13 protein-coding genes are annotated in these 11,608 nt (G+C 41.9%); 4 read left to right on the forward strand and 9 right to left on the reverse strand.

Annotated elements, in window-relative coordinates:
- Positions 1 to 44: 44 nt before the first annotated feature.
- The gene (locus N0B29_RS00285; RefSeq protein ID WP_263831717.1) at positions 45 to 656 is read left to right on the forward strand and encodes a helix-turn-helix transcriptional regulator; all 612 of its coding nucleotides are present in this window, start codon (positions 45 to 47) and stop codon (positions 654 to 656) included.
- 26 nt (positions 657 to 682) lie between these two features.
- On the opposite strand, the gene dbpA is transcribed toward N0B29_RS00285, so the two are convergent.
- Positions 683 to 2,074 (reverse strand): ATP-dependent RNA helicase DbpA, encoded by a 1,392-nt coding sequence (gene dbpA / locus N0B29_RS00290; RefSeq protein ID WP_263831718.1) that lies wholly within the window; start codon positions 2,072 to 2,074, stop codon positions 683 to 685.
- A gap of 99 nt (positions 2,075 to 2,173) precedes the next feature.
- On the opposite strand from dbpA, the gene N0B29_RS00295 reads away from it, so the two are divergent.
- The 3 genes from N0B29_RS00295 (at position 2,174) to N0B29_RS00305 (ending at position 5,860) form a co-directional block, all read left to right on the forward strand.
- Positions 2,174 to 3,064 carry a phosphatidylserine decarboxylase gene (locus N0B29_RS00295; RefSeq protein ID WP_263831719.1) on the forward strand — a complete coding sequence of 297 codons (891 nt, stop codon included), beginning with the start codon at positions 2,174 to 2,176 and terminating at the stop codon, positions 3,062 to 3,064.
- Positions 3,000 to 4,988 (forward strand): EAL domain-containing protein, encoded by a 1,989-nt coding sequence (locus N0B29_RS00300; RefSeq protein ID WP_263831720.1) that lies wholly within the window; start codon positions 3,000 to 3,002, stop codon positions 4,986 to 4,988. Before N0B29_RS00295 ends, N0B29_RS00300 begins: the two co-directional genes overlap by 65 nt.
- 128 nt (positions 4,989 to 5,116) lie before the next feature.
- Positions 5,117 to 5,860 (forward strand): ferredoxin-thioredoxin reductase catalytic domain-containing protein, encoded by a 744-nt coding sequence (locus N0B29_RS00305; protein ID WP_263831721.1) that lies wholly within the window; start codon positions 5,117 to 5,119, stop codon positions 5,858 to 5,860.
- A 50-nt stretch (positions 5,861 to 5,910) separates the two neighbouring features.
- On the opposite strand, the gene ychF is transcribed toward N0B29_RS00305, so the two are convergent.
- The 8 genes from ychF to napG form a co-directional block, all read right to left on the reverse strand.
- Positions 5,911 to 7,011: a redox-regulated ATPase YchF gene (ychF, locus tag N0B29_RS00310; protein ID WP_263831722.1), complete on the reverse strand. Its 1,101-nt coding sequence runs from the start codon at positions 7,009 to 7,011 to the stop codon at positions 5,911 to 5,913.
- Positions 7,012 to 7,072: 61 nt separating this feature from the next.
- Entirely contained in the window at positions 7,073 to 7,609 is a 537-nt protein-coding gene (locus N0B29_RS00315) for a PAS domain-containing protein (protein WP_318526680.1), read from the reverse strand.
- Between the two features lie 9 nt (positions 7,610 to 7,618).
- On the reverse strand, positions 7,619 to 7,972 hold the full coding sequence (locus N0B29_RS00320; protein WP_263831723.1) for a chaperone NapD: 354 nt from the start codon (positions 7,970 to 7,972) through the stop codon (positions 7,619 to 7,621).
- Positions 7,969 to 8,916, reverse strand: coding sequence for a WD40 repeat domain-containing protein (locus N0B29_RS00325; protein ID WP_263831724.1), 948 nt, complete (start codon positions 8,914 to 8,916; stop codon positions 7,969 to 7,971). The genes N0B29_RS00320 and N0B29_RS00325 overlap by 4 nt, the downstream gene beginning before the upstream one ends.
- A complete protein-coding gene (locus tag N0B29_RS00330; protein ID WP_263831725.1) occupies positions 8,913 to 9,431 on the reverse strand; it encodes a ferredoxin-type protein NapF in 519 nt (172 codons plus the stop codon). The genes N0B29_RS00325 and N0B29_RS00330 overlap by 4 nt, the downstream gene beginning before the upstream one ends.
- Positions 9,432 to 9,433: 2 nt before the next feature.
- Positions 9,434 to 9,958 (reverse strand): nitrate reductase cytochrome c-type subunit, encoded by a 525-nt coding sequence (locus tag N0B29_RS00335; RefSeq protein ID WP_263831726.1) that lies wholly within the window; start codon positions 9,956 to 9,958, stop codon positions 9,434 to 9,436.
- Positions 9,955 to 10,788 (reverse strand): quinol dehydrogenase ferredoxin subunit NapH, encoded by an 834-nt coding sequence (napH, locus tag N0B29_RS00340; protein ID WP_263831727.1) that lies wholly within the window; start codon positions 10,786 to 10,788, stop codon positions 9,955 to 9,957. The genes N0B29_RS00335 and napH overlap by 4 nt, the downstream gene beginning before the upstream one ends.
- Positions 10,785 to 11,606, reverse strand: a complete 822-nt coding sequence (napG, locus tag N0B29_RS00345; RefSeq protein WP_263831728.1) for a ferredoxin-type protein NapG — start codon at positions 11,604 to 11,606, stop codon at positions 10,785 to 10,787. The genes napH and napG overlap by 4 nt, the downstream gene beginning before the upstream one ends.
- Positions 11,607 to 11,608 lie beyond the last annotated feature (2 nt).

Genomic DNA, 11,608 nt, shown 5'->3' on the forward strand with positions numbered 1-11,608 from the left:
ATTTATCAATATAATTTTTCAAAAAGTTGTGTTATGATTTCCGTATGAAAAAAGAACTCAAACCTTATGTCGCACTATGCGATGCTGTTGCTAAACTATTTTACCCAAATGTTGAAGTTGTGATGCACGACTTGGAAGCTAAAAAACTCGTTCACATCGTCAATGCTTTCTCAAAACGTCGCGTCGGCGATGCGATGATTAGCGAGCTAAAAGACTTAAACAGTATCAAAGAGAACTGGGTTGGACCTTATGATAAAACCAGCAGTGAGGGCAAACGCCTCAAAGCGGTGAGTATCATCGTGCGAGACGTAGATGAAAAACCCATTGGAATGATCTGCATCAACTACAACACTGAGCCTATTGCATCGCTGTTTGAATCACTCAAAGGCTTTTTACATGTAAACGACTCTGAGCCAAAACCACCGGTACTTTTTTCACAAAGTTGGAGAGAGCATACGGATGAAACGATAGAAAAATATTTGAGCAGTAAAAACATCGCCCTTTCAGGTCTTTCAAGCGACGATAAAAAAGAGTTGGTCATTTTCTTAGAGAGTGAAGGCATCTTCGCCATTCGCAATGTCGTGGGGTACATCTGCTCAGTTTTAAATGTCTCGAAGGCTACGATTTATAACTGGTTGAAAGTGGTGAGAGGTTAGGCTCTCACCACTTTACATGTAAATCTTTACCCCAACTTCCATATCTTAAACCGCCTATTTTTAATGGTCGTAGCACACAGCCCATTAAAGGCTTTATCGGCGTATTCACGCGCTATAGCAACATAAGAGAATTTATCTAAGATGTCGATTTTACCGATGACGCCAGCTTCGAGTCCTATGTCTTTGGTGAGTGTGCCTAAGATGTCGCCTGCGCGCATTTTGTGTTTTTTGCCACCATCGATGCAAAGTGTGATGTACAAAGCTTTTTTAGGTTTTGTTAGGGTCGGATTTAGATCGCCAATGCTTTTACATGTAAAGGCAAAATTGGACTCTTTGAGTTCTTCAAAAAAGCTCTCTTCTCTTGGCGTGACAAAGCTCACCGCCATGCCCTCTTTTCCCATACGCCCTGTTCGTCCGATGCGATGGGTGTAGATTTCCATTGTTTGAGGAAGCTCGTAGTTGATGACCATCTCGACATCTTTGACATCAAGCCCACGGGAAGCAAGATCGGTGGCAACGAGAATTTGCGCACTGCCATTGGCAAAGAGAAGCAGGTGCTCGTCACGGTCGATTTGCTCTAAATCACCGTGCAAAGAGAGCGCATCAAACCCCTCATCGTAAAGGTAGCCTTGAAGCTCGGCAACCCCTACTTTGGTTTTGCAAAAGATGATGACAGACTTAGCGTCGCTCTCCAGTAAAACACCTTTAAGTGCCGCTTCTTTTTCGCGTGCTTCAACACTGTAACAAATTTGCGTAATGTTGGGTGAAGTATGTGCCTCTTCTTCGATGCTGACGCGAATGGCATTGCTTTGCACTTCGTTGCACATCTGCTCTATCTCTTTAGGAAAGGTGGCAGAAAAAAGCAGCGTTTGGCGTTTGCTTGGCATCTTAGCGATGATCTTTTCGATGTCCTCGTAAAAACCCATGTCGAGCATGCGGTCTGCTTCATCAAGCACCAATGTTTTGATGTGCTCAAAAGTGATCGTTTTTTCTTGCAAATGTTGCAATATACGCCCCGGCGTTCCCACGACGATATGAGCTCCATGCTCTAGGTTGATGCACTGAGGCACAAAACGCGTTCCGCCACACAGTGTCACGATCTTGATGTTATGAGCAAATCTGGCGAGCCGTCTTAGCTCCGCACTTACTTGTTCGGCAAGTTCACGCGTTGGGCAAAGCACGACCGATTGGATGCGCATGGAGTTTACATGTAAAGCTAAAAGAAGCGGAAGCCCAAACGCAGCGGTCTTTCCACTGCCTGTTTTGGCTTTGGCAATGATGTCGCGTCCTGCTAATGTGTGCGGTAATGTTGCCTCTTGAACAGGCGTCATTGTGTTGTAACCTAGATGGGAAAGGTTGGCTAACATATCGGTATGGGTGATCATTTGATCAAAAGATTGGGGGTGTGTTGTTTTCATATCGCAAATATATCACATTTTTTGCTAAAAATCGTCCGTTGATTTGGTATAATCAAAACCTCAAAGAAATCTTATGAAAATAAATATCGAAAGAGTCCTATGCAACGTTACCCTAACTTTAAGAGTTCTATTGCGTCTCGCCTTTTTGGTGCCTTTGCGTCCAAAGAGTTCCCAAGTCCAATACAACGAACCATCAACAAAACCTACGCTTCTATGATGAAGGTTGATTTGATGGAATTTGAAGAAGCACACTTATACAAAAGCCTTAATGCGCTTTTTACCAGACGTTTTAAAATGCGTCGTCTTTTTAATATCAATGAAAAAACGCTTATTTCGCCGTGCGATAGCATTGTGAGTGCTTTTGGAAAGATCGAAAACAACCTTGCTTTACAGATTAAAGGCTTTAGCTACAATGTGCAGGGCTTGCTAGGCGACTACATCGCTAAACGTGAAAAAGAGCGTTTAGAGGGTGGCGAGTTTGTCAATTTTTACCTCTCTCCAAGCGATTACCATCGCTACCATGCGCCTATAGATATGCGCATCGCTAAAGCCGTACATATACCCGGTCATCTTTACCCCGTTAACTTCACTTGGTTAAAAAAAATTCAGGGACTTTTTGTCGAAAATGAACGTGTTGTGTTAGAATGCTATACCAAAGAGAACAAACTGTTTTATATGGTTTTTGTAGGCGCACTCAACGTCGGAAAAATGGCATTTACATTCGATAAAAACATCCAAACCAATGCAAAAGCCAGTATTCAACAGTGTTACATGTACGATGATCTTTTTGTTACAAAAGGAGACGAACTCGGACATTTTGAGATGGGTTCAACCATCGTTATGCTTTTTGAAAAAGAGTCCGTCAATCTCGAACTTGAAGGAATCTCTCGTGTCAAATTTGGACAACCTATAGGGGGAATACGCGATGGAGAGCACAAAGACAGCATCACTCAAACAAATGAGTCGGGGGATGACGCTTCTTTACATTGAAGATGACACCCAAGCGAGGGATGCTGCAACCAGCCTTTTTTCAGAATTGTTCAATGATGTTATCGTAGGGGTTGATGGGAAGGATGGTGCACGCTTGTATGCCGCCCATCACGCCAACATCGATCTGGTCATCACTGACATAACAATGCCACACATGAATGGCATAGAGCTGATCCATAGCATACGCCACATCAATCCCGATGTTGCCATTATTGTTTTATCTGCACATAACGAAGCAAACTATCTTGCACAGACCATTGAAGCGGGTGTCGATGGCTATTTGCTAAAGCCTCTTAGCATTGCACCTATGATCTCGACACTGGGTAAAGTCCTCGAAAAGATTCATCTAAAACGAGAAAATACCAAAAGTGCTCTTTTGCTCAAACAGTATGAAAATATTACCAACACCAGCTCTATTATCTCCAAAACTGACCCTAAGGGTGTTATCACTTTTGTCAACGACAAATTCTGCCAAATTTCAGGCTATAAAAGAGATGAGCTTATTGGTAAAGCTCACAACATTATCCGCCATCCCGATATGCCAAAAGCTGCTTTTAGAGATCTTTGGAGAACCATCAAAGATGAAAAAAAAACATGGCAAGGCATTGTCAAGAACCGCGCTAAAAACGGTGACACCTACTACGTTAAAACGACCGTTCAACCTATCTTAAATCCCAAAGGAGAAGTCGAAGAGTTCATCTCTTTACGCCATGACATCACGGCTATCATGAGCGATAAAAAACAGCTTTTTGACTTTTTGGAAGCCAACCGTCTTTCGGTACTTATCTTGGTGCAGATTGAAGACTATCCTATTTTAGAAAAATTTTACGATAAAGCCAGTGTCGAGAAAATCGAAGATGCTTTTGGTAAAAACATGCTCTATCTTATGCCTAATAGGTGGGGATTTCAGCGTGTTTACCATCTTGGAAACGGGCTTTATGCTTTTGCGATTGACAGGCGTAATTGCAAAGCGACAAAAGAGGAAATTTATGCCGTTTTAGAGCAGTTTTTAGCCAACGTCAAAGAATACATCGTCAAAATAGACTCTATAGAATATGATATTTCCGCCATTTGTAGCTTTACTTATGGCATATTTAGAATCTTTGAAGATGCCAAGATTGGTATCGAAAATGCTATTCAAAGCAAACAACCCATCGTTTATGCCGATGGACTCTCTGGCATTGAGTATGACAATGCACTCAAAAATATTGAGACCATTCACATGATCAAAACAGCGATTGATAACCGCAAAATCATCTCTTATTTTCAGCCTATCGTCAATAATACAACGCAAAAAATTGAAAAATACGAATCGCTCGTGCGTCTTGTGACGGAAGATGGACAGCTTTTAACGCCTTTTTATTTTCTTGAAACTGCCAAAAAAGGACGTTATTACTCTAAAATCACCCGAATCGTTTTAGAGAACTCTTTTGCAGCTCTTTATAAAATTCCTGAGGTTTCTATTTCCATCAATCTTTCGGTTCATGACATCGAACGTGACGAGATCACAAGCTATATCGAAGCCTTACTTACCCAACACAGTGATGAGGCGCATCGCATCATTTTTGAACTGTTGGAGAGTGAAGATATAAAAGATTTTTTTGTGATTAAGAAATTTATACAAACCGTTAAAGCCAAAGGTGTCAAAATTGCCATTGACGACTTTGGAACAGGATACTCAAACTTTGAGCGACTGCTCTCGTATGAACCTGACATTCTTAAGATCGATGGTAGCCTTATTAAAAATATTCACAACAATCAGGTAAATCAGCATATCGTAGAGACAATGATCCTTTTCGCTAAAAAACAACGCCTCACAACTGTCGCGGAATTTGTAGAGAATGAAGCAATCTATGAAATTGTACGTGATATGGGAATTGACTACTCGCAAGGATACCATTTCGGGAAACCCAAGTTGTTTTAGAACCCTCTTTTACATGTAAAGCACAAACTCCTCTTTTTCTTGAGGCTTTACATGTAAAACCTTTATTTAATTTTCTTCCAATACAAACTTTCTATAATGGTGCATAAAAATAAATAAAAGGAATGTGTTTGATAACAAAAATAGATATGAATTCCCCCGAATTTATAGCAGAATTTGAAAAAACGGAACTCTTTACCGACAAAGTATGTGCGCAATTTGGCTTTGCTTACACGCCATTAGAAGAAGTAAAAGAGTCCATTCAACAAGGTTTAACACGCAATAAGCTCATTTATGGCAAACGCTACTGCCCTTGTTTTATGGTTATAGGAAATACCCTTGAAGAGCAAGCGAAGGCTGACAACCGTTTGTGCCCTTGCACGCCAGCTCTTAGCGTAGAAATCCCCCAACATGGTAAATGTCACTGTACGATCTTTTGTACCCCCGAGCATGCGCATGAACTCGCCCAAGCCGAAAACATGGAAGAAGTCGCCCATACCCATTCAAGAGGTCTCAGCAAAGAAGAGTGCGAAGCCTTGATGAAAAAAGAGCAGGTTGATGGCAATGAGCTTGAAGCGTTACTCGAAGCGAGAGAGCAAGGCTGTGTGAAATTCAATCTTGTGGATACGAGAGAGTGGATGGAGTGGATGAGTGAGCGCATCAAGGGAACAGACTTTTTGATCCCAACAACGAGTTTTCACAACGCTCTCTCCCAACTCAATGGCAAAGAGAACACACCTGTCATCGTTTACTGTTACAGTGGAAGCCGAAGTGCGTATTGCCAACGTATCTTAAAACACATGGGCTATAAAACGGTGATAAATCTCGAATACGGCATTATGGCGTATGATGGGGAAACTGAAAGCGGAGAATAAAAAGAAAAGTCCTTTTACATGTAAGGCTTACATGTAAAAGGATTTAAAAGTTATACGTTAAATCTAAAGTGCATGACATCGCCATCTTGAACGATGTATTCTTTACCTTCTAGGCGCATTTTACCCGCCTCTTTTGAGCCAGCTTCACCTTTGTATGCGATAAAATCATTGTAGCCAATGACTTCTGCACGGATGAATCCTTTTTCAAAATCGTTATGGATAACCGCCGCAGCCTTAGGAGCTTTCCAGCCCTTTTCAATCGTCCAAGCGCGAACTTCTTTCACACCTGCGGTGAAGTAAGATGCAAGACCGAGTTTGTCAAACGCTAGGCGAATGATCTGTTTAAGACCTGATTCTTCGATGCCAAGCTCTTTTAAAAACTCTTCGGCTTCTTCCTCTTCAAGGGCGATCATCTCTTCTTCAACTTTGGCACATAAAACAACGACGTCCGCACCGACCTCTTTAGCGTGTGCTTTTACCGCTTTGACATGCTCGTTTTCTTCGAGTAAGCCTGCTTCATCGACATTGGCACCGTAAATGATGGTTTTGTTAGAGAGGAAACGTAGTTCTTTATCGAGTGCTTGGAAGTTTTCATCGTCTTTGCGAGCAAACGTACTGACAGGTTTGATGTCATCAAGATGTGCTCGAAGTTCTGTGGCAATCTCTGCCATCGCTTGCGCACCCTTTTCGAGTTTGGCTTGACGTTTGAGACGGTCTAGCTTTTTGTCGAGTTGTTGAACATCGGCAAAGATAAGCTCACTCTCGATGATCTCAATATCACGAAGGGGATTGATGCTGTTTTCAACATGCGTGATGTTCTCATCTTCAAAACAACGTACCATGTGTAAAATGACTTCGACTTCACGAATGTTTGATAAAAACTGATTGCCAAGTCCTTCGCCCGCACTTGCACCTTTAACCAAACCAGCGATGTCAACAAAATCCACCGTGGAGTGCTGAATGCGCTCAGGATTGACGATCTTTGCAAGCTCTTCAAGTCTTGGATCTGGAACAGGTACGACAGCTTTATTTGGCTCTATTGTACAAAAAGGATAGTTTGCAGATTCTGCATTTTGCGCTTTGGTAAGTGCATTAAAAGTGGTTGATTTTCCAACATTGGGGAGTCCTACGATACCGACACCTAAGCCCATATATTACCTCGTATTTAGTATATTTTAAGGATAGTATAGCGAGAAAGGGCTTAAGACTCCTCTAAAAGAGCGTGTCGCTTAATATCTCATTAATAATCTCATCGGCTGGACGATTTTTCTCGCGTGCTAATTTTTCGATTTTTTCCACCAAAGAGCTTTGCAAGTAAATCACTGCTCTACTCGTGTTTTCTTCGTCTTTTTTACATTCATCGTACTCGCGTTGCATCTTAATTTTTGTCTCTTCATCCATGGGTGCTCGAAGAGATTTGTACTCAACCAGTACGCCGTCTTTATAGACACCCGAAACTTCAGCATAGACCCAGTAGTAGCCTCCATCTTTGCGAAGATTTTTGACATACCCTTTCCACATTTCACCTCGTCCAAGCGTTTCCCAGAGTGTTTTAAAAACAGAGTGAGGCATATCGGGATGACGAACAATGTTATGAGGCTTTCCAATGAGCTCATCAATCGCATAACCAGAAATGCGAGCAAATGTTTCGTTGGCATACGTTATTTTTCCACTTAAATCCGTACGTGAGATAATGAGTTCATCACTTGGAACCGACGTTTCAACAAACATCTGATAGGTCGTTTGCATAAGATGCCTTTAGTGTATTTTTTTCTTCAAATCACCCTTATAGACAATGTCTTTTAGGGCAACATTTTCATCATTGAGTATGGGTGGAACACTGGGTGATTGCTCTAGCTTTTCTCTCTCCGCGTCTAGTTCATCTTCACTGTATGCCATCATCATATCGGCACAGATAACATGAGGGATTTTTTCAATCTTTTTCATTTTTGACATCTCTTCATCGAGATTTTCGCCCTCGATGGTCACAACAATTTTTCCTTTTTCAATATCGTGAAAATGGTAGTCGCAAAAATCATTCGCTTCGCATGTTGCAATAATTTCTTCAACATACTCAGGCTTTGTTTGTATCACAATACTTGAAATATTCATGGCAGTCTCCAAATCATAATAAATTGATCATCGCTTGCACTGACGAGTTCTTTGTCGCTGGCAAAAATGATGGTATTAAGCGTACTTTTTTGCCCTTTTAACGTATGGACTTTACGTTTAGAAATAAGATCAAACAACACAATATCGTTTTGTTCATTAAAGGCAAATGCACCTAAATTGAGGTTTGGGCTAAGGGCACCCGCATAAATGAGAAATGAGCCATCAAACCGCTCAAAGCCACCACTTCCAATATCGTAAACAATGCCTCGTCTGTCTTGCCCCGCACACAAAACTTTCTCTTTTTTAAAGTCAACTTTATAGACATTGTCCACATTACCGCCTTTAAGCACGGTGGATATCTTTCCATTGAGCGCATCAATAATAGTAATCTCACCTGACTCACAAGAGCTTGCAAACATTGTCTTATTTTCATTCAAGGCAAAATCACTAAAATGCGAAGGATTAGGCTGGATACGGTATATCTCTTTTTTATTTTTAATATCCCACAAAAAAAGCTCGTTGCTTAAAAGCGCTACTAAAATGCGGTTTTTATCGATAAATTTGGCTTTAGAAATGAAAAGGTTTGCGTGAGCATCAATAATCACTTTAGGCTTACCCTCTTCAACAAGATAAAGTTCCCTTGCACCACTGCTGGTTTGAACGACGGCAAGAAGCGTTTTATCTATCATGTCCACGGAAAAAACCTTAGGTGCTATCTCATCTGCTGTAAAGTCTTTGATTTTGGGAAATTCTATTTTAGAAAGTTTCGTTACGTCGCTTAGTTTATAGGTTTCAAGCGTTCCATTACTCGTCCCTGCAATGATTTTATCATTGACAAGTGCTATTTGCTGTACGGTACCGGATGCTTCTATGATGTGTTGTGGCGTTAATTCACCACTCCAAAGTAAGCTTGCACACACACTTAAAAAAAGAAGATATTTCATGCCTTCCCTTCCTCTTTGATCCGAATTGCATCGCTTGGACAAATGCCTATGCACATACCGCATCCAATGCACTGGTCTATCTCAATCGTAGGTTTCCAAAGTCCCAAAAAATGAATGGCTCTTGGTTCACACGTATCAAGGCAACTATTGCACAAACTTTGATGCCATGCCATACATGCCATTATATCAATCTCAGCTTTGACATGTAAGTTTTTTTCATCGTTACATGAAAGGCTTAAAACGTCGTTCGGACACGCTCTTGCACACGCCTCACAAAAGGTACATCCGCCTTTTGTAAAGTCTACGCAAGGTGTATGGGTGGTAGCATCCAAGAGGATGATATTTTCTTCACACGCTTCCATGCAAGGCGTATCTTTACATGTAACGCAATGATCCAAAAATTCATACCCCTCTTGATGGTAAGGAGGGCGCACACACAACTCATTTTGATTTTTTTGCGCCTTTTTTTTACCAAAAAGAGAGGCGAAAACCCCTCTTCTGCTACCATCTGTCATGGCTACTTCACACCTTCATTGAGCGTATCAATGAGGTTTGAACGATTTTTCTCACTCTCTTTACGATAGTCTGGTTTAAAATTATTTTGAACCAAAGGCTCGTTAGCCGATTGTGGCACATGGCATGCTGAACAGTTATAGCGAGCTTGACTCATCTCTGTAAGCACTTTTTGCGTTCTCATATCGAAAAAGTGAGACTTAGGAATTGGAGTCGCTTTCACTGCCTCAGCAACTTCAGGCAAGTGACAACCCGTACACGCATTGCTCTCTTTCGTCATATCTAGCATACCCTCAACATCATGAGGAATCAATGGAGGTGCATTTTCAAACGATCTTTGAATCACTTTTGATTCACCTGCGCTCACAGTAGAATACGACGTTGGTTCACCAACAACCGTTTTTTCGCTGTAAAGATCCACCTTTCTAAGCCCTAACTCTTCTTCATTGTATGATTGTGATACCGCACATCCAGTTGCCACAATAATACTTAACAAAGAACCCATTATTAACGTTTTTGTACTAATCATTCTTTTTCTCCTACATTTGTGTTAATGTAATTCCTCACACCAAAAGAGAGTGCATCACTCTCACACACCTCAACACATCGTCCGCAATTGGTACACTCTCCTGAATCTATGGCGCCACTGCTTTTAGAGATAATGCCAAGAACTTGTTTCTCAGGACAAATCTCTTTACACTTCATGCACAAAGTACACTTCGTGTGGTCGTGTTTAACACGTACCAGACTTAAACGCCCCACAAGAGAGTAAAACCCGCCCAAAGGGCAGATGTGTCCGCACCAGCCATTTTTTACGGCAAAAAGATCAAACAAATAAATGCAAAGTATAGGAGCAGCACTCATACCTATTCCAAATATGACGCCTCTGCTTAAAATCCCGATAGGACTGACCAGCTCAAATGCCGCAACACCTGTTATGAACGATAGTATAAGGCTAAGGGCTAAAACCCAGTACCTTACATTACGACTCATCCATACTTTTCTTTCGACTGCTTTATCCAAGAGGAGCACTCTTCGTGTCCAGTTTGCTGCGTCTGTTACCATATTGAGAGGACATACCCATGAACAAAATGCGCGACCACCGACAACCATGTAAAAAAGCAGGATCACAGCAGCACCCGTAAGAACATCTATCCCTGCAAGCGCTCCTGCCGCAAACATCTGCAACAAGGCAAATGGATCGGCTAAAGGAAGCTTTTTCATCACCAAAGAGGCACTTAGATTGCCGCTTAGAAGCATAAAGCCATACGCATTTGCTGCCACATACAACAAAAGTATGCCCAACTGAGTGAAACGTCGTGCCATCATAAAACGGTGGCTTCTTATCCATTCTCTCATTTGAACATCTCCTCATTCGTATTTAAGTAGTCCTGCGCAGACTTCTCACTACGTTTGGTATGTGTCGTAACATCGCCGCTCGCTTTTTCTAAGCGTTTCTCGTCCCCTTGCTCCCAGCCTTTAATGTAATGTGAGCCGATACTTCCTTTGGCAATTTCCAAAGGTAACACATGGATCGCCGCTTTTTCGGTGACACACGCTCTCTCGCACAAACCACATCCCGTACAGGTTAGGCTGTTTACTATCGGTGTTAAATAAGCATGTTTGCCTGTTCGCTCATTTCGTCTATACTCTAACTTAATCGCACTGTCCATAATAGGACACGCCCTGTAACACGCGTCACACTGAATCCCCCAAAACGCGATGCACGACTCAACGTCAACGACGGCAAGCCCCATGCGGGCTTTGGTGATGTCAAGTTCTTTGACACCCTCAGTGATCTTAGAAACGCTCTTTTCATCCAACGCTCCGCTAGGGCATACAGGCACACAGGGTATGTCTGTACACATATAACACGGAACCTCACGAGGCACAAAAAAAGGCGTTCCCATAGGTTTTGTGTCACCCGGTTTGGCAAGACTTAGCGTATGGTATGGACACGCAACAACGCACTGTCCACACTTAATACATAGGCGCATAAAGTCTTTTTCGGCAACTGCCCCAGGTGGGCGAAGAATCAATGGAGCCTTCTTTGCCTCTTCCAAATACCCTGTCCAAACCATGCCACCCAACGCTAAAAATCCACTACTTTGAGCGATCAAAGAGAGAAATTTACGACGTGGGCTGATTGCGATTTTATTTGTTTCGTGATTGCTCACTA

It is taken from the genome of Sulfurospirillum oryzae, assembly GCF_025770725.1.
GTDB lineage: Bacteria > Campylobacterota > Campylobacteria > Campylobacterales > Sulfurospirillaceae > Sulfurospirillum > Sulfurospirillum oryzae.

Excerpts from the sequence above, each read along its gene's own strand:
- N0B29_RS00285 (WP_263831717.1), top strand. The coding sequence starts at position 45 with ATGAAAAAAGAACTCAAACCTTATGTCGCACTATGCGATGCTGTTGCT.
- dbpA (WP_263831718.1), bottom strand. The coding sequence starts at position 2,074 with ATGAAAACAACACACCCCCAATCTTTTGATCAAATGATCACCCATACC.
- N0B29_RS00295 (WP_263831719.1), top strand. The coding sequence starts at position 2,174 with ATGCAACGTTACCCTAACTTTAAGAGTTCTATTGCGTCTCGCCTTTTT.
- N0B29_RS00300 (WP_263831720.1), top strand. The coding sequence starts at position 3,000 with ATGGAGAGCACAAAGACAGCATCACTCAAACAAATGAGTCGGGGGATG.
- ychF (WP_263831722.1), bottom strand. The coding sequence starts at position 7,011 with ATGGGCTTAGGTGTCGGTATCGTAGGACTCCCCAATGTTGGAAAATCA.
- N0B29_RS00315 (WP_318526680.1), bottom strand. The coding sequence starts at position 7,609 with ATGCAAACGACCTATCAGATGTTTGTTGAAACGTCGGTTCCAAGTGAT.
- N0B29_RS00320 (WP_263831723.1), bottom strand. The coding sequence starts at position 7,972 with ATGAATATTTCAAGTATTGTGATACAAACAAAGCCTGAGTATGTTGAA.
- N0B29_RS00325 (WP_263831724.1), bottom strand. The coding sequence starts at position 8,916 with ATGAAATATCTTCTTTTTTTAAGTGTGTGTGCAAGCTTACTTTGGAGT.
- N0B29_RS00330 (WP_263831725.1), bottom strand. The coding sequence starts at position 9,431 with ATGACAGATGGTAGCAGAAGAGGGGTTTTCGCCTCTCTTTTTGGTAAA.
- N0B29_RS00335 (WP_263831726.1), bottom strand. The coding sequence starts at position 9,958 with ATGATTAGTACAAAAACGTTAATAATGGGTTCTTTGTTAAGTATTATT.
- napH (WP_263831727.1), bottom strand. The coding sequence starts at position 10,788 with ATGAGAGAATGGATAAGAAGCCACCGTTTTATGATGGCACGACGTTTC.